Source organism: Luteimonas sp. TWI662 (assembly GCF_039673825.1).
Lineage (GTDB): Bacteria > Pseudomonadota > Gammaproteobacteria > Xanthomonadales > Xanthomonadaceae > Luteimonas.
The window spans coordinates 34,950-59,860 of sequence record NZ_JBDJMI010000003.1 but is presented as its reverse complement, the minus strand read 5'-3'; the positions used below and the strand labels follow the sequence as shown (position 1 = coordinate 59,860).

At 70.1% G+C, this 24,911-nt stretch carries 20 protein-coding genes; 6 read left to right on the top strand and 14 right to left on the bottom strand.

Annotated elements, in window-relative coordinates:
- Positions 1-21 precede the first annotated feature (21 nt).
- A complete protein-coding gene (gene recQ / locus ABE488_RS03940; RefSeq protein ID WP_346447237.1) occupies positions 22-1,884 on the bottom strand; it encodes a DNA helicase RecQ in 1,863 nt (620 codons plus the stop codon).
- A 79-nt stretch (positions 1,885-1,963) separates the two neighbouring features.
- Between recQ and ABE488_RS03935 the strand changes: the two genes are divergently transcribed.
- On the top strand, positions 1,964-3,382 hold the full coding sequence (locus ABE488_RS03935) for a dicarboxylate/amino acid:cation symporter (protein WP_346447236.1): 1,419 nt from the start codon (positions 1,964-1,966) through the stop codon (positions 3,380-3,382).
- Positions 3,383-3,482: 100 nt separating this feature from the next.
- Positions 3,483-5,471 carry a transketolase gene (tkt, locus tag ABE488_RS03930; RefSeq protein WP_346447235.1) on the top strand — a complete coding sequence of 663 codons (1,989 nt, stop codon included), beginning with the start codon at positions 3,483-3,485 and terminating at the stop codon, positions 5,469-5,471.
- 129 nt (positions 5,472-5,600) lie between these two features.
- Here the strand turns inward: tkt and ABE488_RS03925 are convergent, their stop codons facing one another.
- From ABE488_RS03925 to ABE488_RS03910, 4 genes are all read right to left on the bottom strand, one after another.
- Positions 5,601-5,936, bottom strand: a complete 336-nt coding sequence (locus ABE488_RS03925; protein WP_346447234.1) for a BolA family protein — start codon at positions 5,934-5,936, stop codon at positions 5,601-5,603.
- Positions 5,937-6,118: 182 nt separating this feature from the next.
- Positions 6,119-8,095: an acetyl-CoA hydrolase/transferase C-terminal domain-containing protein gene (locus ABE488_RS03920; protein ID WP_346444533.1), complete on the bottom strand. Its 1,977-nt coding sequence runs from the start codon at positions 8,093-8,095 to the stop codon at positions 6,119-6,121.
- Between the two features lie 103 nt (positions 8,096-8,198).
- Positions 8,199-9,260 carry a cation transporter gene (locus ABE488_RS03915; RefSeq protein WP_346447233.1) on the bottom strand — a complete coding sequence of 354 codons (1,062 nt, stop codon included), beginning with the start codon at positions 9,258-9,260 and terminating at the stop codon, positions 8,199-8,201.
- On the bottom strand, positions 9,257-9,718 hold the full coding sequence (locus ABE488_RS03910) for a transporter substrate-binding domain-containing protein (protein WP_346447232.1): 462 nt from the start codon (positions 9,716-9,718) through the stop codon (positions 9,257-9,259). Before ABE488_RS03910 ends, ABE488_RS03915 begins: the two co-directional genes overlap by 4 nt.
- Before the next feature lie 216 nt (positions 9,719-9,934).
- On the opposite strand from ABE488_RS03910, the gene fhuE reads away from it, so the two are divergent.
- Positions 9,935-12,094 (top strand): ferric-rhodotorulic acid/ferric-coprogen receptor FhuE, encoded by a 2,160-nt coding sequence (fhuE, locus tag ABE488_RS03905; RefSeq protein ID WP_346447231.1) that lies wholly within the window; start codon positions 9,935-9,937, stop codon positions 12,092-12,094.
- A 72-nt stretch (positions 12,095-12,166) separates the two neighbouring features.
- Here the strand turns inward: fhuE and ABE488_RS03900 are convergent, their stop codons facing one another.
- From ABE488_RS03900 to ABE488_RS03860, 9 genes are all read right to left on the bottom strand, one after another.
- The gene (locus tag ABE488_RS03900) at positions 12,167-12,724 is read right to left on the bottom strand and encodes a flavin reductase family protein (protein WP_346444540.1); all 558 of its coding nucleotides are present in this window, start codon (positions 12,722-12,724) and stop codon (positions 12,167-12,169) included.
- Positions 12,725-12,749: 25 nt separating this feature from the next.
- On the bottom strand, positions 12,750-14,231 hold the full coding sequence (locus tag ABE488_RS03895) for a nitrilase-related carbon-nitrogen hydrolase (protein WP_346447230.1): 1,482 nt from the start codon (positions 14,229-14,231) through the stop codon (positions 12,750-12,752).
- A 67-nt stretch (positions 14,232-14,298) separates the two neighbouring features.
- Positions 14,299-14,964: a molybdenum ABC transporter ATP-binding protein gene (gene modC / locus ABE488_RS03890; RefSeq protein WP_346444544.1), complete on the bottom strand. Its 666-nt coding sequence runs from the start codon at positions 14,962-14,964 to the stop codon at positions 14,299-14,301.
- The gene (gene modB / locus ABE488_RS03885) at positions 14,961-15,668 is read right to left on the bottom strand and encodes a molybdate ABC transporter permease subunit (protein WP_346447229.1); all 708 of its coding nucleotides are present in this window, start codon (positions 15,666-15,668) and stop codon (positions 14,961-14,963) included. The genes modC and modB overlap by 4 nt, the downstream gene beginning before the upstream one ends.
- A gap of 8 nt (positions 15,669-15,676) precedes the next feature.
- A complete protein-coding gene (gene modA / locus ABE488_RS03880; RefSeq protein ID WP_346447228.1) occupies positions 15,677-16,462 on the bottom strand; it encodes a molybdate ABC transporter substrate-binding protein in 786 nt (261 codons plus the stop codon).
- Positions 16,463-16,483: 21 nt separating this feature from the next.
- A complete protein-coding gene (locus ABE488_RS03875; protein ID WP_346447227.1) occupies positions 16,484-16,993 on the bottom strand; it encodes a molybdopterin-dependent oxidoreductase in 510 nt (169 codons plus the stop codon).
- A gap of 76 nt (positions 16,994-17,069) precedes the next feature.
- A complete protein-coding gene (locus ABE488_RS03870; RefSeq protein ID WP_346447226.1) occupies positions 17,070-17,933 on the bottom strand; it encodes an MBL fold metallo-hydrolase in 864 nt (287 codons plus the stop codon).
- A gap of 65 nt (positions 17,934-17,998) precedes the next feature.
- Positions 17,999-18,808 carry a S1/P1 nuclease gene (locus ABE488_RS03865; protein ID WP_346447225.1) on the bottom strand — a complete coding sequence of 270 codons (810 nt, stop codon included), beginning with the start codon at positions 18,806-18,808 and terminating at the stop codon, positions 17,999-18,001.
- A 43-nt stretch (positions 18,809-18,851) separates the two neighbouring features.
- Positions 18,852-19,469 (bottom strand): OmpW family outer membrane protein, encoded by a 618-nt coding sequence (locus ABE488_RS03860; protein ID WP_346444611.1) that lies wholly within the window; start codon positions 19,467-19,469, stop codon positions 18,852-18,854.
- Positions 19,470-19,695: 226 nt separating this feature from the next.
- Here ABE488_RS03860 and gap point away from each other — a divergent pair, with 226 nt between their 5' ends.
- The 3 genes from gap (at position 19,696) to ABE488_RS03845 (ending at position 24,894) form a co-directional block, all read left to right on the top strand.
- Entirely contained in the window at positions 19,696-20,700 is a 1,005-nt protein-coding gene (gap, locus tag ABE488_RS03855; RefSeq protein ID WP_346447224.1) for a type I glyceraldehyde-3-phosphate dehydrogenase, read from the top strand.
- A gap of 115 nt (positions 20,701-20,815) precedes the next feature.
- The gene (locus tag ABE488_RS03850; protein WP_346447223.1) at positions 20,816-23,545 is read left to right on the top strand and encodes a DUF2339 domain-containing protein; all 2,730 of its coding nucleotides are present in this window, start codon (positions 20,816-20,818) and stop codon (positions 23,543-23,545) included.
- Positions 23,542-24,894, top strand: a complete 1,353-nt coding sequence (locus tag ABE488_RS03845) for a DUF3999 domain-containing protein (protein WP_346447222.1) — start codon at positions 23,542-23,544, stop codon at positions 24,892-24,894. The genes ABE488_RS03850 and ABE488_RS03845 overlap by 4 nt, the downstream gene beginning before the upstream one ends.
- Positions 24,895-24,911: the final 17 nt, after the last annotated feature.

Below are 24,911 nucleotides of genomic sequence, written 5' to 3'. Positions count from 1 at the left end.
GCGGTCACGGAGCCGAGGGCGTCAGCCGGCTTCGTGCACGGTCTCGAGTACGGCGTCGCCGTAGCGCTCGAGCTTGCCCGCGCCGACGCCGCCGATCCCCCCGAGTTGGCCGAGCGTCAGCGGCCGCTGGCGTGCGATTTCGCGCAAGGTGGCGTCGTGGAAGATCACGTACGCCGGCACGTTCTGCTCGCGGGCGAGCGTGGCGCGTAGCGCGCGCAGGGCCTCGTACAGCGGGCGGTCGACGGGGGCCAGTTCGATGTCGGCCGTCGCCACCGCGCGTGCGGTGCGCCCGCGCTCGCGAGCGGCGGTGGGCTTGCGCAGCATCACCCGCTCCTCGCCCTTGAGCACCGCGCGGCTGGCCTCGGTCAGGCGCAGTCCGCCGTAACCCTCGGCATCGACCTCGAGCAGGCCGTGGGCGACGAGTTGGCGCAGCACCGCCTTCCAGGCGCGGGCGTCGAGGTCGCTGCCCACGCCGTAGGTACTGAGTTGCGCGTGGCCGAACTGCCGGATGCGCTCGTTGTCGCTGCCGCGCAGGATGTCGACGATGTGCGCGGCGCCGAAGCGCTGGCCGCTGCGGTACACGCAGCTCAGCGCCTTCTGCGCGGCGACCGTTGCGTCCCAGGCTGCCGGCGGATCGAGGCAGTTGTCGCAGTTGCCGCAGGCCCGGCCTTCGCCGGTGCCGGCGTAGTCCTCGCCGAAGTTCGCCAGCAGCACCTGGCGCCGGCATCGCATGGTTTCGCAATAGCCGACCAGTGCATCGAGCTTACGGTGTTCCAGGCGCTTGCGCTCGTCGCCCGCGTCGGACTGCTCGATCATCTGCCGCAGCAGCACCAGGTCGCCCAGGCCGTAGCACATCCAGGCTTCGGCGGGCTCGCCGTCGCGCCCGGCGCGGCCGGTCTCCTGGTAGTAACCCTCGATCGACTTGGGCAGGTCGGTATGCGCGACGAAGCGCACATCGGGCTTGTCGATGCCCATGCCGAAGGCGATCGTCGCCACCACCACCACGCCTTCGCTGCGCAGGAAGCGGCGCTGGTTGGCCGCGCGCAGCGAGGCATCCATGCCGGCGTGGTAGGGCACCGCGTCGATGCCCTGGCCGGCCAGGTACTCGGCGGTCTCCTCGACCTTGCGCCGCGACAGGCAGTAGACGATACCGGCCTGGCCACGATGGGCCTGCAGGAAGTCGAGCAACTGGCGCTTGGCGTTGTCCTTCTGGACGACGGTATAGCGGATGTTGGGACGGTCGAATGAACTGACGAACCGGCGCGCGTCCTCAAGCTGCAGGCGCTCGGCGATCTCGCGCTGGGTCGGCGGGTCGGCGGTCGCGGTCAGCGCGATCCGCGGCACCTGCGGCCAGCGCTCGTGCAGGATCGTCAGCTCGCGGTACTCGCGGCGGAAATCGTGGCCCCACTGCGAGACGCAATGCGCCTCGTCGATCGCGAACAGCGCCAACGGGGCGCGGTCGAGCAGCGACAGGAAGCGCGGGGTCAACAGGCGCTCGGGCGCGACGTAGAGCAGGTCGAGCTCACCGGCCAGCAGTTCGCGTTCGACCCGCTGCGCCGTCTCGGCGTCGAGCGTGGAATTGAGGTAGGCCGCACGCACGCCCGACTGCAGCAGCGCATCGACCTGGTCCTGCATCAGCGCGATCAGTGGCGAGACGACGATGCCCACGCCGTCGCGCAGCAGGGCAGGGACCTGGTAGCACATCGACTTGCCGCCGCCGGTGGGCATCAGCACCAGGGCATCAAAGCCCGCGGCGACGTGTTCGACGATCGCCGCCTGCTCGCCGCGGAACGCGGCATGGCCGAACACGCGCTGGAGCACACCGAGTGCGTCTTGCGCCGGCGTACGCGCGGGGGACGCGCCGGAATCGGGAAGCGGGAACATCCGCCTAGGATACCGGCTGGCAGGCCGGGGGCCATCGGGCCGCTTTGCTAAGCTCCTGCGTTTTGCACGGGACGGGCGGATGACCTCATCGAGCGGGCGCGGCATGGCGCTGCACACCAAGATGCTGATCGGGTTCGCGATCGGCGCGATCGCGGGACTGTCGATCAACCTGCTGAGCAGCTACGCCGTTGCCAACGACCTGTGGCTGGTGCCCGGGGCCGACGGCCAGCCGGTGCCGGCGTTCCAGCCGTGGGTCCAAGGGCTGATCGTCAATCTCACCGAGCCGGTCGGCCAGCTGTTCCTGCGCTTGTTGTTCATGCTGGTGGTGCCGCTGGTGTTCTCGGCCCTGATCCTGGGCGTGGTGGAGATCGGCGATCCGCGCGCCTTGGGGCGCCTGGGTGGCAAGACCTTGCTGTGGGTGTTCAGTACCACCTGCATCGCGGTGCTGATCGGCCTGGCGATGACCCATCTGCTGCAGCCGGGCTCCGGGATCGATCGGGCCCTCCTGGACGCCGCGATCTCCGACTCGGCGGCTGCCGGGATCGTATCGGGCGACCATAAGCCCGTTGGCGTGATCGAGATGCTGCTCAACATGGTGCCGCGCAACCCCGTGGCGGCTGCGGCCAACACCGATCTGATCGCGGTCATGTGCTTCTCGCTGCTGTTCGGTATCGCAGCTGCCGTGGTCGACTCCCCGGGCACGCGCAGCTTCGTCTCGGCGGTCCAGGGCGTCTACGACATCAGCCTGAAGCTGATCGACTGGGTGATCCGCCTGGCGCCGTACGCCGTCGCAGCCTTGCTGTTCACGCTCACCGCACGGATGGGGCTGGGCCTGATGGTGCAGTTGGGCTGGTTCGTGCTGACCGCCGCCCTGGCGCTCGGGCTGCATTTCTTCGGCGTGTACGGCTTGTTGATCGCGCTGCTGGCCCGGCGCTCGCCGCTTGACGTGCTCCGGGGCGCGCAGCCGGCGCTGCTGACTGCGTTCTCGACCTCGTCGAGCGCGGCCACGCTGCCCACCTCGCTCAAGACCGCCGAGGAGAATCTGGGCGTGCCGCGCCGCGTGGCACGCTTCGTGTGCACGCTCGGCGCCACCGTCAACGCGAACGGCACCGCACTCTACGAAGGCGTGACGGTGCTGTTCCTGGCTCAGCTGTTCGGCGTGGAGCTGACGCTGGTGCAGCAGGTGATGATCCTGGCGATGTGCATCATGGGCGGCATCGGCGCGGCCAGCGTGCCGGGCGGTTCGCTGCCGGTGATCGCGACGATCCTGGTGACCTTCGGCATTCCGGCCGAAGGCATCGCGCTGATCCTGGGCGTCGACCGGTTCCTGGACATGTGCCGGACCACGGTCAACATTGGCGGCGACATGGTGGCCTCGGTCGTGATCGGGCGCAGCGAGGCCGCGCACGACCATGACGACCTCGAAACCGGCGCCGACGGCCAACTGCATGCGCACCACGTGCACGGCGACCCCGAAGCGCGGCAGCGGCCGGGTTGAGTCCCGGCCGGTCGCCGGCGGCCGCGCGATCTGCGCACGGGCCGGCAGCGGAGCGGCGGGCATGGGACAATGGGTGCTTCCGTCCGCCGCTCCCGAGCCCATGACCACGCCGACCCGTCGCGAACTCGCCAACGCCATCCGCTTCCTTGCCATCGACGCGGTCGATGCCGCCAAGTCGGGCCACCCCGGCATGCCGATGGGCATGGCCGACATCGCCGAAGTGCTGTGGAACGACCACCTCAGCCACAACCCGGGCAATCCGGGCTGGATCGACCGCGACCGCTTCGTGCTGTCCAACGGCCACGGTTCGATGCTGCAGTACGCGCTGCTGCACCTGTCGGGCTACGACCTGCCGATCGAGGAGCTGAAGAACTTCCGGCAGCTGCACAGCCGCACCGCCGGCCACCCCGAGCGCTACGAGACGCCGGGCGTCGAGACGACCACCGGGCCGCTGGGGCAGGGATTTGCCAATGCGGTCGGTTTCGCGCTCGCCGAGCGGCTGCTCGCTCAGCAGTTCAACCGCGATGGCTTCGACATCGTTGACCACCGCACCTGGGTGTTCCTGGGCGACGGCTGCTTGATGGAAGGCATCTCGCACGAGGCCGCGTCCCTGGCCGGCACCCTCGGTCTGGGCAAGCTGGTCGCGTTCTGGGATGACAACCGCATCTCGATCGACGGCAACACCGCCGGTTGGTTCACCGACGACACCCCGGCGCGCTTCGAAGCCTACGGCTGGCGCGTGATCCGCGACGTCGACGGCCACGACGCCGAGGCGATCTCGCGCGCGATCGGCGAGGCCGTTGCGCAGGACGACCGTCCGGTGCTGGTGTGCTGCCGTACGACGATCGGCTTCGGCTCGCCGAACCGCGGTGGCAAGGAGTCCTCACACGGCGCGCCGCTCGGCAAGGAAGAGTCGGACGCCACGCGCGCCGCGCTCGGCTGGACGCACGGCCCGTTCGAGATCCCCGAGGCGATCCGCGATGCCTGGCGCGCGAATGCGGCCGGCCAGGCTCGCGAGGACGCCTGGAACCAGCGCTTCGAGGCCTACCAAGCCGCGCATCCCGAACTGGCGGCTGAGCTGCTGCGCCGCACCCGCGGTGAGCTGCCTGCCGATTTCGCCAAGGCCGCGGACGCATTCGTCGCCAAGCTGCAGGCCGATGGCCCGACGATCGCCTCGCGCAAGGCTTCGCAGATGACGATCGAGGCGTTCGCGCCGCTGCTGCCCGAACTCGTCGGCGGCTCGGCCGACCTTGCGCACTCGAACCTGACGCTGTGGAAGGGCTGCAAGACTGCGGCCAGCCACGACGCCGATGCGAACTACGTCTACTACGGCGTGCGCGAGTTCGGCATGAGCGCGATCGCCAACGGCCTGGCGCTGCACGGCGGCTTCGTGCCGTTCGACGCCACCTTCCTGGTGTTCAGCGACTACGCCCGCAACGCGGTGCGCATGAGCGCGCTGATCCCGGCGCATGCGATCCACGTCTATACCCACGATTCGATCGGCCTGGGCGAAGACGGCCCGACGCACCAGCCGGTCGAGCACCTGGCGAGCCTGCGCTACATCCCCAACAACGACGTCTGGCGCCCCTGCGATGCGGTCGAGTCGGCGGTGGCCTGGAAGTCGGCGGTGCTGCGTAGCGACGGCCCGAGTTGCCTGGTGTTCTCCCGTCAGAACCTGCCGCACCAGGCGCGCGAGGCGGCGCAGGTCGCCGATATCGCGCGGGGCGGCTACGTGCTCAAGGACGCCGCCGGCACACCAGAGCTGATCCTGATCGCGACCGGCTCGGAAGTCGGGCTGGCGATGGAGGCGGCCGCGCAGCTCGGCGACGGCGTGCGCGTGGTGTCGATGCCCTCGACCGACGTGTTCGAGCGCCAGGACGCGGCCTATCGCGAATCGGTGCTGCCCAATGCGGTGCGTCGCCGCGTCGCGATCGAGGCCGGCGTCACCGGCTTCTGGCGGGCGTATGTCGGCCTCGACGGCGCGGTCATCGGCATCGACCGCTTCGGCGCCTCGGCCCCGGCGGACAAGCTCTACCCGTACTTCGGCATCACCGTCGAAAAGATCGTCGAGGCAGCCAAGGCGCTCTGAGCGCCGCGGCCGTCCCGATACCCGAAGGCCCGCGCAAGCGGGCCTTTTTTGCGCTCAAAACCGGGGTCAGCGTGCAATTTCGTCCAGTGAAATTGCACTCTGACCCCGGTTTTTGGCCTGCGCCGTGCGTCAGGAGGCTTTGGGCGCGGTTGCGTTCTTCAGGTCGTGCTTGCTGCCGCCACGGCAGGTCGGCGAGTCGGGCACCTGCGCCTCGGCTGCCCACTCCTCGGGTGTGAACGTGTGCAGCGCCAGGGCGTGGATGCGTTGCATCTGCTCGCCCAGCGTGCGGTAGACGAGCTGGTGGCGCTGGATCGCGCGCTTGCCCGTGAACGCCTCGCTGACGACCACCGCCTTGTAGTGCGTCTCAAGCCCGCGGCTGTGCATGTGGCTCTCGTCGTGCACTTCCAGGTGGCTGGGTTGCAAGGCGGCGAGGGCATCGCGCAGGTGGTCGGCTCGCGTGGTCATGGCATCGGCAGGGCAAGGAGGCAATGGTCATGATGGCGGCGATGGGCGGCATTGCAATCCCTGGCGGACTGCACGCATACCCCTCGTCGTCGGAACGGCGGGCAGTTGGCGTGTTCGGTGCCGGCAGGCCGCATGCCAGCACGGCACCTGTCCGGGGGCGCATGGAGGCTTGCCGGGGCCGGTCAGTCGCCCGACAAGGGGGGCGCGCTGTCGGCTGTCGCGGTGCGGCGCAGCCCCAGTGCGAGCAGGCGCGCGAGCAGGCGCTCTTGCAGCCCGTGAGGCGCATCGAGGGCCATGCGTTGCAGCGCGGCGGTGTCGTCGGTCCTGCCCTCACGTAGCGCCGCGAGCATGGTGCGCAGCTTGCCGGCACGGGTCGCGGAGGCCGATTTGAGCCAGGCCAACGCCTGCAGCAGGCGCTGTTCGACGGCGTCGAAGTCACTGCCCAGCGGATAGGCCGGCAGGGTGCCATCGCGGCGCAGCGGTGCCAGGGCGTCACGCAGGCGTACGGCGGTGTTCCGGTTCCAGGCCGGTGGCCGGACGAAGCGGGGATCGAGCTTGCCGGCCGCACGGGCGCGTTCGAGCAGCGCGGGCTGGTGCTCGGCATCGGCTATGCGCACCATCGCCCGCACGCAGTCCTCGTCGGTCGCGCCGCGCACGTCGGCGATGCCGTACTCGGTGATGTAGAGGTCGCGCAGGTGTCTTGGGATCGTCGTGTGCCCGTACTGCCAGCGGATGTTCGATTCATAGCGGCCGCCGGCCTCGCGCGTGGCGCGCAACAGCAGCGCCGAGCGCGCGTCGGGCAGCGCGTGTGACATCGCGACGAAGTTGTACTGCCCGCCCACGCCCGAGACCACGCGGCCATCGTCGAGGGCATCGGAGACCGCGGCGCCGAGCGCGGTCGCCATCATGCAACTGTTGAAGAAACGCGCATCGCGGCGCTGCAGGCGCTCGAGCCCTTCGTCGAGTCCGTAGAGCTCGTTGACCTCGCCCACGCGTTTCATGCCGATGCCGCGCCGGGTGTCGTCGTCGAGCCCGCGCAGCCAGGCGTAGAAGTCCGGCGAACCGAGGTAAAACGCGCCGTGCAGAAACTCCCCGTCGCGCTCGATCAGCTCCCGGTCCAGCGCGCTGGCGGTGCCGTCGTTGGCCCGCCGCATCAATGCGGCCTTGTCGACAACCTTGCGGCGGATCACGCCGACCTCGACCAGGCGCTTGAACCCCTCGTTGATCATTTCGCTGCAGCCGTACAGGCCGGTCTCGAACGGGTCGAGTCCACCGCAGGCCACGACGGTGGGATGCGCGATCAGGTCGGGATCGAGCGCCTGCAGCACCCGGCGGTAGGCGGCGTTGTCGATGTGGCGCAACGCCAGCGCGTGGCACAGCGCGTCGGCCAGCGCGCCGATGCCGATCTGCAGCGTACCGCCGTCGCGGACCAGCGTGCTGGCGTAGAACCCGATCGCGTAGTCGGCATCGGACACCGGCTGCCGCGGCAGGCCGAACAGGCGCGGGTACGGGGGCGGCGGCGTCACGACGAGGTCGAAGAATCCGGCATCGACCGCGGCCGTCCCGCCGAGCCACGGCAGTTCGGGGTCGATTTCGGCCACCAGCAGCGGGCGCGGGTGACCGGCCTGGACGAGGGCGTCGATGGTGTCGAAGGTCAGATCGGTGTTCGACGACAGCGACAGGCGGCTGCCGTCCTCGTTGGCCGCAACCTTCTGCACCAGCACGTTGACGCCTCGGTCGACGAGCGCGCGCGCCACGTGCGTGTAGTTGAGGCTGGCGTAGCGGCGCTGCGCCTGGGACGAGCCCAGCATCGCGCCGGACTGCATGTAGAACTCCTCGACGCTGATGTGCGGCGGCAGGGCGTCGCGCATCAACGCCTTCACGTAGTCGAGCCGGATGAAATCCTCGCCGAAGTGGCGTCGCGCGAATGGGCCGAGGAAGCGGCCCTGCAGGTCGCCCCCGCCCGAAGGCGGGTCGAGCGACAGAGCGGTGTAGAGGGTGAGCGGGCGCGAGGGGTCCGCGACTGCAGCGGCGTACAGGGCGTTGAGCAGCCGGTGCGGTTTGCCAATGCCCAGCGGGGCCCCGATGTGCAGCGGGCCGTCGACGTGGGCGCGGATGCGGGCAACGGCGGCGTCGAAGTCTTGGAGATGGGACGTCATGCCGGCAAGCCTACCGGACGTGCGCCTGGTCGCGCAGGCGGGCGGCGCTGCGTGTGGTTCGTGATGACGCATTCCCAAACCGGGGGCAGCGTGCTTGACTTCTTTATTCGGTGCGATGGGCTGGGTGATGGTGCTCGAAATTACACTCTGACCCCGGTTGTGGCTCAGGCGGCCGGGGTGCGCGGCGATTGCGCGGCGATTGCGCGGCGGTCGCGGTGACGTCGTCGATCCGCCAGTGGACGGCGCGGGCGGTCTCGCGCACGGCCTGCGCCATCGCGGTGCTGAGGGTGCCGTCTTCGGTCTCCACGAACACCACGCCCGACAGGCGTAGGCCTTCTTCATGGAAGCGCACGCGGCACGTGCGGACGCCGTCGAGGGCGCGAACGGCTTCGCCGACCCGGGCGGGCAGGGGATCGTGATCGCTGCGGTCGGCGTGCTGCGGGCGGGCGTCGTGCATGTCGCGCACGGCGTTGCGCAGGTTGCGCACCCCATCGCGCAGCACCTCGATGGCGATGAAGATCGCGGCCGCGGCGTCTGCCCACCACAGGCCGAAGCCGATGCCGAGCACGCCGGCGATGCCCGCGAGCGCGGTCATCCAGTCGGCCTTGTTCATGTCGGCGTCGGTGTAGAGCGGCTTGGACGACAGTTCGAGCGCCACCTTGAGCTTCAGGCGGCCCAGGATCACCGGCGGGATTGCCGAGACGGCGAGCGCGGCGATCATCAACCAGCCCTGCCAGACCACCGTGTCGCCGATGACGACGGTTCCCACGACCGGACGCGCCCGGGTGATCAATACGTGCAGGCCGTCGAGCACGAGCAGGGCGCCCATGCCGGTCAGCGCGACCGAGGACGCGAGGAAGGTGATGTCGAACGCGCGCTCGCGACCGTTGATGTAGGTGCGATCGACGCCGCGAGCGCGAAAGCGCAGCGCGATCAGGAACGCGGCCGGCGGCAACAGGCTCAGCAGGTCCTCGACCAGCGCGGTCTGCATCGCCTTCGAGCCGCCCATCGCGACGTACATCATCACCGACACCGCGCCCAGCAGTCCCAGCGACCACCAGCACAAGTGGGCGGCGCGCTGAAGTTCGCGCTGCTGCGCCGGCCCGAGCGGGTCGGGCGTGCGTTCGACGGGCGGCGGTTGCGGACGGAGGGCGTCGGCGCTCATCGCAGCGTCCGCTCGCGGGCGTGGAGATAGCGGTCGATCGACAACTGCCAGGCGTTCTCGGCGGGTGGCAGCGCGAACCGGCGTCGGGCGAAGCCGCCGCCGGGGGCGCGCAGTACGAACGCGCGCGACCAGCCGACATCCGTCCAGGGAGAGTCCGTGCCATGACCGCCGACGACCAAGTGCAAGCGGTTGCCGAGCAGGGCCGTCATCAACGGGTCGTGTCCGCCCTCGACCCACTCGATCGTGTAGCCGTGGTCGCGCGCGAAGGCCTGGACGAGTTCGATCTCACGACCGGTCGGCGCCCGGCCAGCGCGCACTTCGACGAACGGCGGATCGTGACTGACCCCGACACGCATGGTCTGTCGCGCGCGCTCGGTACTGCCCTGGGCATCGCGTGGGTAGCCGTCGCAAGCGCTCAGCGACAGCAGAAGCAGGGCGAGCCAGGCGCGGATGAACATGGAGGGCGTTATCGGCCAGCCGATGTGCAGGCACGGTGGATGCCAGACCGTCCAGAACCGGGGTCAGAGTGCAATTTATGGTTACGTTTGCGGGGAAATTGCACTCTGACCCCGGTTTGGGTGGCGGGATTGATTGAGAATCGTTAGCATTCGCGTATCGGCGCGATGCGGCTGTGTCGCGCGGTTCCCCTCCCCGCCACAACCAGAAGAATCCCCATGCGCCGTCGTCCTCTGCATGTCGCCCCCATCCGGCGGGCACCGCTCGCCTGTGCGACTCTGGTCGCGCTGTCCTCCCTGGGCTTCGCGTCGGGCGCGATCGCCGACGATGCCGCCGACCGGGTCACCACCCTCGACGGTCTGCAGGTCAAGGGCGAGCGCGCCGAGGGCTACTCGGTGCGCCGGACGTCGGCCGGTACGCGCTTCGACCTGACTGCGCGCGAGATCCCGCAGTCGGTCAGCATCATCAGCCACGAGCGCATTGCCGACCAGAATCTCGATGACATCATCGACGTGCTGGCCAACACCACCGGTGTCAGCAGCACGCAGTCCGACAGCGAGCGCACCGAGTTCTATGCACGCGGGTTCTACATCGACAGCTACCAGTTCGACGGGCTGCCGACCCAGATGGTGCAGAACTGGAGCTATGGCGATTCGGGGCTCGACCTGGCGCTGTACGACCGTGTCGAGATCGTGCGTGGGGCGACCGGCCTGCTCAGCGGCGCGGGCAATCCGTCGGCCTCGGTCAACCTGGTCCGCAAGCATGCCGACAGCGCCGAGCTGACGGGTAGCGTGTCGCTCAACATCGGCGAGTGGGGCCGTAACCGCACGACTGTCGACGTGACCACACCGCTCAATGCCAGCGGCACCGTGCGCGCTCGTGCGATCGGCAGCTATCTCGAGACCGATGCCCAGATGGAGCGCTACAGCCAGCGCAAGCAGTTGGGCTACGTGGTGATCGATGCCGATCTCACGCCCGACACCCAGCTCAGCGTCGGCTACGACTACCAGCACAAGCGCGCCGACGGGGCGACGTGGGGCGGCTTCCCGATGCTGTATTCGGACGGTACTCGAACCCCGTACGGCCCATCGTTCAACGCCAACCCCGAGTGGACCTACTGGGACACCACCAGCAAGCGCGCGTTCGCGACCCTCACACATGCCTTCGCCAGCGGCTGGAACCTGCGCGTGGGCGCCACCCACGACCGCACCAAGGCCAACGACAAGCTGTTCTACCCGGCATACAACGACTGGGTCACCGGCGGCTCGCTGCTCGACCGCGACACCGGTGCGGGCGTGACGCCGTCGGCGGGCCTGTACAACACCGAGCGCCAGGTCGACGCGGTGGACGGCTATGTCGAAGGCCCCTTCCAGCTGTTCGGCCGCGAGCATCAAGTGATGGGCGGCCTGAGCTATAACAAGCGCGACTTCGCCAACTACGGTGATTACCAGGGCGGCTGGGCACCGATCGTCTATCCGGACGACCTCCGGAACTTCCCGCAGCCGATCTGGAACCCGCTGAGCCTGGCCAGCGAGGGCACCATCACCCAGAAGGCGGCCTACGCGGCCACGCGCCTGTCGCTGGCCGATCCGTTGAAGCTGATCGTCGGCGCGCGCTACACCGAGTGGCAGAGCGAGGGCGAACTGGCCGATCGCAGCCACACCTCGACCACGCCGTATGCCGGCCTGGTGTTCGAGATCAACGACACGTATTCGACCTACGCCAGCTACACCGAAATCTTCCAGCCGCAGGTCGCGCGCGACATCAATTACAACTATCTGGATCCGGTCGACGGCAAGAGTTACGAGGTGGGTGTCAAGGGTGCATGGTTCGACAACCGCTTGAATGCATCGTTCGCTGTATTCCGGATCGAGCAGGACAACGTGGCCCAGATCACGACCACACCGATTCCGGGCCATCCGAACGAGTTCGCCTCCATCGCCGCGCGCGGCACCGTCAGCCGTGGCTTCGAGTTCGAGGTGAACGGCCAACTGGCACCGGGCTGGAACGCGACGTTCGGTGCATCGCGCTACGTGGCCAAGGATATCAATGGCGCCGACATCAACACGCGCCTGCCGCAGTCCACGCTCAAGGCGTTCACCAGCTACACCCCGCGCAGCCTGCCGGCGCTGACCGTCGGCGGCGGTGTGAACTGGCAGAACCGTATCTACTACCCGGTGCCGGCCTACGACCTGCAGCTCGAGCAGAGCGGCTATGCGCTGGTCAACGCCTTCGTGCGCTATCAGCTGGGTTCGGAGTGGACCGTGCAGGCCAACCTCAACAATCTGCTGGACAAGGAATACTTGGCGCAGGTCAACGGTTACGGCGCCTACGGCGAGAAGCGCAACGGCCAGCTGACCTTCACCTACAGCTTCTGAGCCTGCCCGCAGGCACCCTGCCTGCGGTTGCGCACGGGGCGTCGCGACGACCGCGACGCCCGTTCGGGTACTTCACTGGTCGAGCATCTCCGGCCGAAACAGCGCGCGCAGCGAGCGCGTCGGGCCGGCGATCATGAAGCGACCGTCGCCCCGGTAGTGCACGGTCCGCGGCCATACCGGCCGCGCCGCGACGTGTGCGCGGACCACGCGCCAGACGAACAGCGGATAGTCGGCGGTGATCCGGGTCTCGTGCAGCCGGCATTCGAAGTTCGCATGGCACTCGGCGATCCGTGGCGCCCCGACGTCGGTCGCCGCCTGCGCGGTCAGCCCGAAACGTTCGAACTTGTCGCCCTCACGGCCGCTGCAATTGCCGATGCCCACGACGGTGTCGAGCAGGGCATCGGTGGGAAGGTTGATCACGCATTCGCGACTGCGCTTGGCCAGTGCGTGGCTGCGATTGGCCTGCCAGATGTAGGTGCCGACCAGGTCGTCGCCCAGCATCATGTGCCAGCCCAGCGTCATGATCCCGCGCTCGCCGCGGTGGGCGGTCGACAGCAGCACGACCGGTCCCGGTTCCAGGTAGCGTCGGGTGTGTTCGACCGGAACCGACTGCTTGCGTGGACGACGCATCGGCGATGCCTTGAGGCGAGAGCGCTCAGTGTGTGCGGCGCGCCGTCGGGGAGGCGTGACCGCGGCGCCATGTCGCCAGTACCAACGTCAGGGTCGCGAGCAGACAGAGCAGGCCGAACACGTCGCCGACCCGCGCGTAGGGCGTCATGCCGGGTGAAGTGCGTGGCAACTCGGCCAGGAGCCGGGCGCCGGGCAGTGGTGCACTCGGCGCCTCGGCGATAAGCCGGCCCCAGCCGTCGCTGACGCTCATCAGGCCTTCGCGCGCGGGACGAACAACCGCGTAGCCATTCTCCACCCCGCGTACCAGGGTCATGCGCGCGCCCATCCAGGCGTCGACATAGTCGAAGTCCCAGGCCGGCACCAGCATCAGTCCGACAGCATCGCGACCGTAGCGGCGGCCGACGCTGGCGAAGTGCATGTCTTTGCAGATCGCAAGGCCAGTCCGCAGGCCGTCGATCTCCTGCACCGCGATCTCGCTGCCGTGGCGGTAGCCCTGGCGGCGCTCGGGCGGGGCCAGCCGCAGCTTCTCGTAGTCCTGGCGCAGCCGCCCTTCGGGGTCGAACAGCCAGGCCTGGTTGCGCGGCGCGCGGCCATCGTCGATCCCGACGCCCACTTCGAGCCACACGCCGTGCTGGCGGGCGAGCGCGGCGAAGTCGCGTTGCCAGACCGTCGCGGCTGCGGGCGCCAGGATGGCGGCCTTCTCCGGCAGCACGATCAACTCGGCGCCTTCGTCGGCCAGTTGGGCCACCAGGCGGGCATAGCCCTCGCGGACTTCGGTCGCGACGGCCTCGGGCATGCGCGGCAGCACGAGGTCGTCGATCGACGCCAGACCGATGCGCAGGTGGCCGCTGGCCTCCGGGGCAGCTTGCAGTCGGGCGCTGCCGTAGCCGAACGCCGCCAGCGGCACGATTGCGGCCACGGCGAGCGCGAGGATGCGCTGCCGGGCAGGCCAGGAGGTCGCGAGCCACAAGGCGAGCCCGGACGCGGGCAGGCAGAGCACGAACAGCAGGGCCGGCGTGCCGCCCAGCGCGGTGGTCTGCAGCATCGGCAGCCACTCGCTCTGGCTGTAGGCGGCGCTGCCCCACTGGCCGTCGGGCAGCTGTCGGCCCATGACCAGGTCGATGGCGGCCCACGTCAGTGGGTAGGCCAACACGGTCCACCAGCGGGCGAAGCGCAGCACGATGCGCTGCGCCAGCATGATCGCCAGCCACCAGCCCGCTGCGAACCCGCACACGGCGAGCGCCGCGAACGGGGCCGGCATCAGCATGCGCAGATAGCTGGCATAGGTCGTGGCCGCGACCAGCGTGGCGATCAGGACCGCCAGGTGCGCCAGCCCGCGGCGGCGCAGCGACAGCGCGAGCCACAGTGTAGGTACGGGGGCGAACCAGATCAGCCAGGCATTGGGCTCCGGCCCGATGGCCGAGCGCAGCAGCAGGCCGGCCGCCACCGCAAGCAGGACAACGACGATGGGACGCTGAAGCAGCGACGGAGTGCGCGACTGGAGCATGGGTGCCGACACGAGATGCGGGAGCGGCAGGATGGCGATCCCAGGCGACGGCACGCAGTGCCGAAGGTCATCGATGTGTGAGCGCTTCGCCCTCACAGCGCGTCGTCGATGCGACCGGTCCGTCGAGCACATGCACGGTATCGGCCAGCCGCCGGACCTCGTCGGGATGGTGACTGACGTAGAGCATCGGCAGTCGGACTTCGTCGCGGACGCGCTGCAGCCAGGGAATCAATTCCTCCCGGCGCGCCTGGTCGAGCGCCGACAGCGGCTCGTCGAACAGCAGCACCGCCGGCTGCGAAAGCAGGGCGCGGCCGATCGCGACGCGCTGCGCCTCACCGCCCGACAGGTGCGCCGGTCGTCGCGCGAGCAGATGGCCGATGCCGAGCAGCTCGACCACGTCATCCAGCGCAATGGTCTGGGGGCCCGTGTGGCGTCCGTAGCGCAGGTTGCGCCGCACATCCAGGTGCGGGAACAACCGGGCGTCCTGGAACACGTAGCCCACGCGTCGCCGATGCACCGGCAGGTCGATCCGGCGTGCGCTGTCGAACAGCACGCGGCCGTCGATCTCGATGCGCCCGGCGTGGGGGCGCACCAGGCCAGCGATCGCATTGAGCACACTGGTCTTGCCTGCGCCGGATGGCCCGGTCAGCGCAACCACGCGCTGATCGGCGTCGATACGCACCGCGCGCGCGAAGCTGCCCAGGCGCAGCTGGATGTCGATCGCCAGGCTCATGCGTCACGGCCTGTGCGCTGGCGGCGAACCAGCCACTCGGAGGCCAAGAGCGCCGCCAGCGAGATCGCGACCGCGACCAGCGCAAGGCGCCAGATGCCGGCTTCGCCGCCGGGCACCTGCAGCAGGCCATAGATCGCCGAGGACATGGTCTGCGTTTCGCCAGGGATGTTGGAGACGAAGGTGATCGTCGCGCCGAACTCGCCCAGCGCCTTGGCGAATGCGAGGACGGCGCCGGCCACCACGCCCGGCCAGGCCAGCGGCAGCGTGATCGTCAGGAATACGCGCCACGGCCCGGCGCCGAGCGTCGCGGCCGCCTGCTCGAGCCGGCGGTCGACGTTCTCGATCGACAAACGGATCGTGCGCACCATCAGCGGAAAGCCCATCAGCGCGCTGGCGAGCGCGGCACCGGTCCAGCGGAACGCGACGCTGATGCCGAGGGTCTCTTCGAGCCACAGGCCCACCGGGCCGTTGCCACCGAGCATCACCAGCAATGCGTACCCCACCACGACCGGCGGCAGCACCAGCGGCAGATGCACCAGGGCGTCGAGCAGCGCCTTGCCCGGAAAGCGCCGGCGTGCCAGCAGCCAGGCGATCGCGATGCCGAGCGGCAGGCTGCCGAGCGCGGCCGCGGTCGCGACCTTGAGGCTCAGCCCGATCGCGACCAGCTCGTCCGGCGAGAAGGCGTACCAGGCGGTCGACGCCATCGTGCGGCTCAGCGGATCGTGAAGCCGTGGCGGCGGAAGATCTCCGCCGCGGCATCGCCGTCGAGCCAGTGCATGAACGCGTCGGCCTGGCGCGGTTGCGCACTGCCCGCCACCCGCGCGACCGGATAGATGATCTCCGGATGGCTGCCGGCCGGAAACGTCGCCAGCACCTTGACCCGCGGCTCGGCGCGCGCGTCGCTTGCGTAGACCACGCCCAGCGGCGCCTCGCCGCGGGCGACCAGCGCCAGCGCGGCGCGCACGCTGTCGGACTCGGCGACGCGTGGGCGCAGCACGCTCCAGGTGCCGAAGGACTCGAACGCCGCCTTGGCGTACTTGCCGGCCGGCACACTGGCGGTGAGGGCCAGCGACAGCCGGCCGCGCGGGCCCAGCAGCGGCAGCAGGTCGCTGCGCGCGTCCAGCGCGAACGGCTGCGCGGCGCTGTCGGCCGGCGCGATCAGCACCAGGCGGTTACCCAGCAGGTTGCGTCGCGATGCGGCGTCGATCATCCCGCGCTGCGCCAGCCAATCCATCCAGTCCTGGTCGGCGGAGACGAACACGTCGGCCGGCGCGCGCTGCGCGATCTGGCGCGCCAATGCCGAACTGGCCGCGTACGACACACGGACCGGCTGGCCGGTCTGGCGCGTGTACTGCGCGGCGGCGGCATCGAGCGATTCCTTGAGGCTGGCGGCCGCGAACACCGTCAGCGGGGCCTGCGCGGAGGCGGGCACGGCCGCGAACAGGAGCAGGGCGGGCAGCAGCCAGGCACGGAGATGGCTGGAGAACGAGGGGAGCATCGCAAGGCGTCCGGTTCGGGATCAGGGGGCAGCGACCACGACGATCTGCTCGACCTGGCGCACGCTGCGCGCCGCGCGCGTGTCGCCGTCGATCACCAACCGCAGTGGACCGTGGGCCGCATCCAGCGGCTGGCCATCGCAGCGGTCGGCCAGCAGGACGGTGCGGCCACCGAGCGTGGGGTCGAGCTCGGCCAGCGAGAACAGCGCACGGTAGCCGTCGCGCGCGCGCACCAGCACGTAGCGTGTCAGGTCGCCGCCACGCAGCGGGGCGACCGGCATCGCGCCGCTGGCCTGCAGCAGCGCAGCCAGCGACACGCCTTCGCAACGGCGTGCATGGCCGTGGTCGTCGAACGCGAGGTCGCGCCGTTGCAGCGTCGCGCGCGCGCCCTCGTCGAGCGGCACCACGTGCGGCGATGCGGCCACCGGTGCGGACGCGCGCCCGGCGGTCGCATGCCCGCCTGCCTCCTGCGCGCCGGCCCAGGCAGGCAGCATCAGCAACAGCGCTGGCACCAAGCGGCGGGACAGGGGCATCGTCGGACCTCGGCGTTATGTTCGTCCGAGAATAACGATGCGGCGATACCGGGTAAAGCGCGGGGGCATCGCGTCGCTACAACGTGTCGATCGGCAGCTTGAGATAGCGCACGCCGTTGGCTTCGGGCTCGGGCAGCGCCCCGGCGCGCAGATTGGTCTGCACCGCCGGCAGCAGCAGTGCCGGCATCGCCAGTGTCGCATCGCGCGCGGTGCGCATCGCGACGAACGTTGCTTCATCGATGCCCTCGCGCACGTGGATGTTCTCGCGCCGCTGGCAGCCGATCGTCGTCTCGCAGGCCACCGGGCGACCGCCCGGCCCGTAGTCGTGGCAGACGAACACGCGGGTGCTGTCGGGGAGGGCGAACAGCCGCTGGATCGAGCGGTACAGCGTCGCCGCATCGCCACCCGGGAAATCGCAGCGCGCGGTACCGCCGTCGGGCATGAACAACGAGTCGCCGGTGAACAGCGCATCGCCGATCAGATACGCACTGCTGTCGCTGGTGTGTCCGGGCACGGGGATGGCCCGTGCGGTCATCTCGCCGATGGCGAACTCGGCATTGGGCGCGAACAGTCGGTCGAACTGCGAGCCGTCCTCCAGGACGTGTTCGCCGAGGTTGAAGATCGGCCGGAAGGTCTTCTGCACTGTGCGGATGCCCTCGCCGATCGCCAGGCGGGCGGCGGGCAATTGCCGGCGCAGCCAGTCGCCTGCCGAAAGATGATCGGCATGGGCATGGGTTTCCAGGATCCACTGCACGTCGAGCTCGTGGCTGCGCACATGATCGAGCAGGTGGCCGGCCGACACCGTGGCGGTCCTGGCCGATGCGGCGTCGAAGTCGAGCACCGGGTCGATGAGCGCAGCCGCGCGCGAGCGCCGATCGCGGACGACGTAGCTCCACGTGCTGCTGGCGGCGTGGAAGAACGGGGTGACCTCGGGCGGCATGGACGGCTCCTGCGGGCGGGCCAGCGCACTGTAGGAGCCCGCCGTGACGGGAAGGTTCGCGCGATTCAGGGCGCCGCGGGCGCCAGCGCGGCATTGAGCAGGGCGCCGAGCCGGGCGCCGGCGTCGCGCAACTGCCGCTCGGCGGTCGGTAGGTGGACGCTCACATAGTCCTGGCCGAGCCGGCCGCGCGCGGGATACACGCCGGGTGCGACCGCGATGCGGCAGGCGGCTTCGGCCCAGTCCTGCGCGGGCGGTGGCAGCACGCGTGCCGCGGGTGCAGGCGGCGGCAGCGTGCTCAGATGCGCCAGCCAGTCGGCATCGCTGCGCCCGATGCTGTTGAGCATGCCGCTGTCCCAGAACGCGTGCAGGTTGGTGCCGCGTCCGCGGTGATTGATCTGGTGGGTGTTGCCGCCCTTGTCGTGGGCGTAGCCGGCGTGCATCGGCTGGTGCGCGTCGCCGACGAAGTGCACGACGAACTTCAGCGCGGTGACGCGTTGTGCGCGCGGACGCGCGGTGTCGGCCAGGATCGCGGTCTGGGCGACGATCGCCTCGACCACGCAATCGCCGTTCGGGCAGTCGCGCGTGGCCTGGTAGCGGCAGGCCGACTCGCCGATGTTGACGTAATGCCATTTCGCCGAGCGGCGGCCCAGTGCCGGGTCGTGCTCCCGCAGGGCATCGGCCCAGGAGGCGATACCACCCAGGGTTGGATCGGGTTCGCCTGCGAGCAGCGCATCGACCTGCGCCCGCGCCTGCGGCGTGAGGTCGCGCTCGGCAAGCTGGGCGACCAGCCGGTGGCCGAGTTGGCCCCAGGCGAGTGCGGACGAGGAGGTCGCCGCGAGGGCGAGCAGGCAAAACGACAGAACGAAACGGCGCATCCGATCCATTGTATCGGATGCGCCGCCTGTCGGACTCGATGGATCAGAACTTCAGGACGTACGCCGCGCCGTAGACCAGCGGGTCGATGTTCGCGGTGCCCAGCTTGACGCCATCCACGCGGACATCGCTGTCGATGTCCATCCAGCGCGCGTCGACGCGGATCGCACCGTTGCCGACCTTGAAGTCGACGCCGACGTGCGCGGCCAGACCCCAGGAGTTGCTCAGTGCCAGACGCGATCCGGCCAGCGCACCGCGAGTTTCTTCGTCGAAGAAGGTGGTGTAGTTGACGCCGACGCCAACCAGCGGCGAGACCGCGCCGGCGCTGTTGAAGTGGTACTGCAGGCTCACCGTCGGCGGCAGGTGCTTGGTGCTGCCGACCTTGCCCAGGCCCTTGATGTCGATGTCGTGGCGGAAGGGCGTGGCGGCCAGCACTTCGACGCCGAGGTTGTCGCGCACGAAGTACTCGACCGCGATCGTCGGGCGGGTGCTGCTGCCGATCGACAGCGGCAGGGTGCCGTTGGCCAGCGTGCCGTTGTCGGACTTGGGATTGACGTTGTGGGCGCCGATCGCGACGGTCCACTCGCCGGCCGACTGGGCGGCGGCGGGGAGGGCGGGAACAGCGCAGGCGAGGGCAAGCAGGGCAATGGACAGCGGACGCATCGTGGCGGTCTCTTCGTGGGAACTGGCGCCAGTCTCCGCCGCTTGCCAGGTGTGCGCCTTGATCCCGATCAACGCCATGGCGATCGTTCTGCGCTTGGGCCGCGCGACTACGCGCGATCCGGGCTCGCGGTAGAATCGGCGGTGCTGTCTCCGATGCCGGCATCGCCGGCATGGCGTTCCTTCCCTTTCACGTGCCGCACCCGCGCGGCTGCAGGAGTCCGGATTCATGGCGATCAAGGTAGGCATCAACGGCTTCGGCCGCATCGGCCGCAACGTGCTGCGCTCTGCGGTGGAGAATTTCGACGGCGAGATCGAGATCGTCGCGATCAACGATCTGCTCGAGCCCGACTACCTGGCCTACATGCTGCAGTACGACTCGGTGCATGGCCGGTTCCAGGGCGAGGTGTCGGTCGACGGCGACACGCTCGTGGTCAACGGCGCCCGGATCCGCCTGACCCAGGAACGTGACCCGGCGAACCTGAAGTGGGACGCGGTCGGCGCCGAGGTCGTGATTGAGTCCACCGGTCTGTTCCTGACCAAGGACACCGCGCAGAAGCACATCGATGCCGGCGCCAAGAAGGTCATCCTGTCGGCGCCGTCGAAGGACGACACGCCGATGTTCGTCTACGGTGTCAACCACGACAGCTACGCGGGCCAGGCGATCGTCTCCAATGCCTCGTGCACGACCAATTGCCTGGCCCCGCTGGCCAAGGTCATCCACGACAAGTGGGGCATCAAGCGTGGCCTGATGACCACCGTGCACGCGGCGACCGCGACCCAGAAGACCGTCGACGGCCCGTCCAACAAGGACTGGCGCGGCGGTCGCGGCATCCTGGAGAACATCATCCCGTCCTCGACCGGTGCGGCCAAGGCGGTCGGCGTGGTGATCCCCTCGCTCAACAAGAAGCTCACCGGCATGAGCTTCCGCGTGCCGACCTCGGACGTGTCGGTGGTCGACCTGACCGCCGAACTGGAGAAGCCGGCGACCTACGACGAGATCAAGGCCGAGATCAAGGCGCAGAGCGAAGGCGCGCTCAAGGGCGTGCTGGGCTACACCGAGGACAAGGTGGTGGCGACCGATTTCCGCGGCGATGCGCGCACCTCGATCTTCGATGCCGAGGCCGGCATCGCGCTCGACGCCACGTTCGTCAAGCTCGTGGCCTGGTACGACAACGAGTGGGGCTACTCCAACAAGTGCCTGGAACTGGCCCGGGTGGTTGCCGGCAAGTAAGCCGTCGCACGCCCATGCTCGACCCGAAGCCCCGCCTCGTGCGGGGCTTCTCGTTTTCGCGCCCGGCCGGGTAAGGTGCGCCCAGACGCGCCGTCGGCGCGGACGGATAGGCGCCATGGAAGCATTGCTCTTGCTGGGGGTCGCGCTGTTGGTGGCCGTGCCGGTCATGCTGATCGTCACGGCGGTGGCGGTCTCCGACCTGCGTCGCCGGGTGACCGGGCTCGAGTCCCAGCTCGAAGCGCTGCAGGCGCGCGCGAGCGCAACGCCGGGCGCGGCGGTCGCTGCCGCTGCGCCGGCGGCGGACGGGCAGGACGACGCGTTCGACGATGCCTCCAGCCCATGGGCTGATGACGGCCCAATCACAGACCGCAACCAGGCGTCGTCGTTGGCCAACCCCTCGCCGCCGCGGCCTGCCTCGGTGCCACCGCCGTTGCCGTCGGCACCGCCGCGCGCGGCCTGGCTCGATGCCGACCCAGGTCCCGCGCCTGTTCGGTCCGAGACGGCGCCCGGATCGCCGACGCCGCCGGCAGGTCCCGATCCGCTGTCGCGTGCGGCGCGCTGGGTGCGCAGCTGGTTCACCACCGGCAACGTACCGGTGAAGATCGGCATGCTGGTGCTGTTCGCCGGCGTCGCCGCACTGCTCAAGTACGCCAGCGACCAGGGGTACCTGTCGGTGCCGGTGGAGCTGCGGCTGGCCGCGGTCGCGGCCGCGGCGATCGGCGGCCTGGCGTTCGGCTGGCACCGCCGCGACAGCCACCGCACGTTTGCGCTGAGCCTGCAGGGCGGGATGATCGGCATCCTGCTGCTGGTCGTGTTCGCGGCGTACAAGCAGTTCGGCCTGCTGCCCGGCAGCATCGCGTTCGCCGCCAGTGTGGCGCTGGTCGCCGGTGCCGGCGTGCTGGCGGTGCTGCAGAATGCCCGCGCGTTGGCGGTGTTCGCGGTGCTGGCCGGGTTCCTGGCGCCGATCTGGCTGTCGAGCGGCGGCGGCAGCCATGTCGCGCTGTTCGCGTACTACGCGGTGCTCAATGCCGCGATCCTGGGGATCGCCTGGTTCCGGGCTTGGCGGGTGCTCAACCTGCTGGGCTTTGCCTTCACCTTCGGCATCGGCACGATCTGGGGCGTGCTGCGCTACACCCCTTCGGACTTCGCCACGACCCAGCCGTTCCTGGCGCTGTTCTTCGCGTTCTACCTCGCCATCCCACTGCTCTACGCGCGGCGCCGGCCGCCGTCGCGGCGCGATCTCGTCGACGGCTGCCTGGTGTTCGGCACCCCGCTGGTCGCGTTCTCGCTGCAGGCCGGCCTGCTGCAGGGGCGCACGTTCGCGCTCGCGCTGTGCGCGCTGGGCGTGGCCGCGGTCTACGCCGCGCTGGCCTGGGCGCTGCTGCGGCGCCGCCGTGAGGCGGTGCTCGGCCAGGCCTACGCACTGCTCGCGGTCGGCTTCGCCACGCTGGCGGTGCCGCTGGCGCTGTCGGCACGCGCGACCGCCTGCGTGTTCGCACTTGAAGGCGCCGGCCTGGTCTGGCTGGGCCTGCGCCAGCGCCGCCTGCTGCCGCAATTGTCCGGCGTGGGGCTGCAACTGGCCGCGGCGGTGGCCTATGCGCTCGGCGCCACCGCCTGGCCGCGCCCGGTCGAGCCGGTGTTCGCCAACGGCGGCTTCGTCGGTGCGTTGCTGATCGCGCTGTCGGGCCTGGCGATTGCGGCCGCCTACCGGCAGGCCGGGCGCGTGCCGGTCGCGCGCATCGCCTATGTCTGGGCGCTGGCCTGGTGGCTGGGCGCCTGGAGCCAGGAACTGGCACGCGCAGTGCTGTCGACTTGGCTGCCGGACGCGATGCTTGTGCTGGCCGCGGTCACAGGCTGGCTCGCGGCCGAGGTCCATCACCGACGGCCCGACCCGGCGCTCGGTGGGACGCTGTTCGCCGCGCTGTTGGTCGCTGCGCCGTTGGCGTTCTGGCAGATGCATGCACACGTGCAGCCGTTCGCCGGCTACGGCGCCCCCGCCTGGGCGGTGTTCGCCGTGCTTGGCTTCCGCGGCCTGGTGTGCCTGCGCGCGGGCGAGGATCGCCTGGCGCGCGCTGCGCAACTGCTGTGGTGGCTGCTTTGGCCGCTGGTGCTGTCGCTGCTGCTGGCACACGTCGCCGACATGGCCGGGCTGGCCGGCGGCTGGTTCGCGGTCGCGATCGCCTTGCCATGGCTGGTCGTCTCGGCGCTGTCGTTGTGGCGTTGGCCATGGCTGGCGCAGCCGCTGGGCGAGCGCTTCGATCCGGTGCGCACGTTGTTGCGCGGCGTGTTGTTGAGCGTGCTCGCGTTGTGGTGGCTGGTCGCGCTGGGTAATCGTGGCGACAGTGCGCCGCTGCCCTGGATTGCGTTGCTCAATCCGCTCGACCTGGCCCAAATCGCCGTTGTGCTGCTGTTGGCCCGCTGGATGTGGTCGCCCGATGGCACCGCGCCGCCGGGCGCGCCGCGCGTCCCGCTGCTGTCGCTGCTGGCGTTCGTGCTCTTCACCGCGATCACTCTGCGCGCCGCGCACCACTGGGGCGGCGCGCCGTGGAATCCGCGCCTGGCCGGCAGCAGCTTGGCCCAGACCAGCCTGACGGTGGTCTGGAGCATTCTTGGTGTGCTGGGCTGGATCATCGGTTCGCGCCGCGGCCAGCGCGCGCTTTGGCTCGCCGGTGCGGTGCTGATGGCGGTGGTGCTGGCCAAGCTGGTGCTGGTCGATCGCGGCCACCTCGGCAACCTTTGGGGCATCGGCTCGTTCATCGCCTACGGCCTGCTGTGCACGGTCGTGGGCTTCTTCGCGCCGGCGCCGCCGCGCGCCGTCGCTCCCCGCGAGGAGGCGCCCGCATGATCCGATTCCGTCCCGCCATCGCTGCCTGTCTGCTCGGCGCATCCGCGCTCGCCGCCGCGCAAGCGGACTTCGCTGTGCAGTGGCCACTGACGCTCGAGGAGCCGTCGGCGAGTGCCTATCGCATCACGCTCACACCCGAGATCTACGCCCAGCTCTGGTCGCCGTCGCTGCGCGACGTGATCGTGGTCGACGGTGACGGCCGACCGGTGCCGGCGGCCTTCGTCGATGCCTCGATGGCGCCGGCGACGCCGACACGGCGCGAACTGCCGTGGTTCCCGCTGCCCGCCGACACCGGGCGCCGTGATGGCGACATCGCTGCGATCAGCGAGATCGCCGCCGACGGGAGCCTGCGGCGTGTGCAGATGCGCGCGTCGGGCGGCGATGCCGCCGGTGCGTTCCTGGTCGATGCCAGCGCGATCGAGGGGCCGGTGGACGCGCTCGCGCTGCGCTGGGACGACGCGCAGCCGCCGTTCGAGCAGGCCTACCGGATCGAGATGTCGGACGACCTGCGCCAGTGGCGCAGCGTGCACGATGAGGCCCGGGTGCTCGACCTGCGCCGCGACGCCCAGCGGCTGATCGAACGGCGCATCGCGTTGCCCACCCCGATCCATGCGCGCTATCTGCGACTCACGCCGCTGCGTGCGGCCGCCGCGCCGCTCCGGTTGCAGGCGGTCGAGGCCGAACTGGCGCCGGTGCAGGCGCCGGTGGCCTGGCACTGGCAGGTGCCGGCACCGCAGCCGGCCGGCGAGCGCGGCGCGATCGTCTATCGCAGCGATGGTCGCTTCCCGGTCGAGCGGATCGAGATCGCGCTGGCCGGCAACGGCACCGGGCGCTGGACGCTCGAGCGACGCGATGCCGACGATGCCCCCTGGCGCGTCGTGGCCGCCGATCACGTGGTGTACCAGGCCGGTAGCGGCCCGGACCTGCGTCGGTCGCCGCCGTTGGCGCTACCGGCGCCGGTCCGCGATCGCCAATGGCGGTTGACGCCGACCACCGCGGCGCCGGGCGCGCCGCCGGCGCTGCGTCTGGGTTACCGGCCCGAGACGCTGGTGTTCGTCGCCGAGGGGCGTGCGCCCTATGCGTTGCAGGCCGGCAGCGCCCGTGCGGCGCGCACCGATGCGCCGGTCGCGCCACTGCTCGATGCGCTGCGCGCCCAGCATGGCCCCGGCTGGCGTCCGGCGAACGCCGCGCCCGGCGCGATGGCACCGCTGGCCGGCGCGGCGGCACTGCAAGCGCCGGTGCCCACGCGCGACTGGAAGACTTGGACGCTGTGGGGGGTGCTGCTGCTCGGCGTGCTCGTCGTGGGCGGCTTCGCGCTGAGCCTGCTGCGCGGGCGCAAGGACGTCTGAGGCCACTGCGCCGCGTT

Coding starts and splice junctions, on each gene's coding strand:
- recQ (WP_346447237.1), bottom strand. CDS start 1,884: ATGTTCCCGCTTCCCGATTCCGGCGCGTCCCCCGCGCGTACGCCGGCG.
- ABE488_RS03935 (WP_346447236.1), top strand. CDS start 1,964: ATGACCTCATCGAGCGGGCGCGGCATGGCGCTGCACACCAAGATGCTG.
- tkt (WP_346447235.1), top strand. CDS start 3,483: ATGACCACGCCGACCCGTCGCGAACTCGCCAACGCCATCCGCTTCCTT.
- ABE488_RS03925 (WP_346447234.1), bottom strand. CDS start 5,936: ATGACCACGCGAGCCGACCACCTGCGCGATGCCCTCGCCGCCTTGCAA.
- ABE488_RS03920 (WP_346444533.1), bottom strand. CDS start 8,095: ATGACGTCCCATCTCCAAGACTTCGACGCCGCCGTTGCCCGCATCCGC.
- ABE488_RS03915 (WP_346447233.1), bottom strand. CDS start 9,260: ATGAGCGCCGACGCCCTCCGTCCGCAACCGCCGCCCGTCGAACGCACG.
- ABE488_RS03910 (WP_346447232.1), bottom strand. CDS start 9,718: ATGTTCATCCGCGCCTGGCTCGCCCTGCTTCTGCTGTCGCTGAGCGCT.
- fhuE (WP_346447231.1), top strand. CDS start 9,935: ATGCGCCGTCGTCCTCTGCATGTCGCCCCCATCCGGCGGGCACCGCTC.
- ABE488_RS03900 (WP_346444540.1), bottom strand. CDS start 12,724: ATGCGTCGTCCACGCAAGCAGTCGGTTCCGGTCGAACACACCCGACGC.
- ABE488_RS03895 (WP_346447230.1), bottom strand. CDS start 14,231: ATGCTCCAGTCGCGCACTCCGTCGCTGCTTCAGCGTCCCATCGTCGTT.
- modC (WP_346444544.1), bottom strand. CDS start 14,964: ATGAGCCTGGCGATCGACATCCAGCTGCGCCTGGGCAGCTTCGCGCGC.
- modB (WP_346447229.1), bottom strand. CDS start 15,668: ATGGCGTCGACCGCCTGGTACGCCTTCTCGCCGGACGAGCTGGTCGCG.
- modA (WP_346447228.1), bottom strand. CDS start 16,462: ATGCTCCCCTCGTTCTCCAGCCATCTCCGTGCCTGGCTGCTGCCCGCC.
- ABE488_RS03875 (WP_346447227.1), bottom strand. CDS start 16,993: ATGCCCCTGTCCCGCCGCTTGGTGCCAGCGCTGTTGCTGATGCTGCCT.
- ABE488_RS03870 (WP_346447226.1), bottom strand. CDS start 17,933: ATGCCGCCCGAGGTCACCCCGTTCTTCCACGCCGCCAGCAGCACGTGG.
- ABE488_RS03865 (WP_346447225.1), bottom strand. CDS start 18,808: ATGCGCCGTTTCGTTCTGTCGTTTTGCCTGCTCGCCCTCGCGGCGACC.
- ABE488_RS03860 (WP_346444611.1), bottom strand. CDS start 19,469: ATGCGTCCGCTGTCCATTGCCCTGCTTGCCCTCGCCTGCGCTGTTCCC.
- gap (WP_346447224.1), top strand. CDS start 19,696: ATGGCGATCAAGGTAGGCATCAACGGCTTCGGCCGCATCGGCCGCAAC.
- ABE488_RS03850 (WP_346447223.1), top strand. CDS start 20,816: ATGGAAGCATTGCTCTTGCTGGGGGTCGCGCTGTTGGTGGCCGTGCCG.
- ABE488_RS03845 (WP_346447222.1), top strand. CDS start 23,542: ATGATCCGATTCCGTCCCGCCATCGCTGCCTGTCTGCTCGGCGCATCC.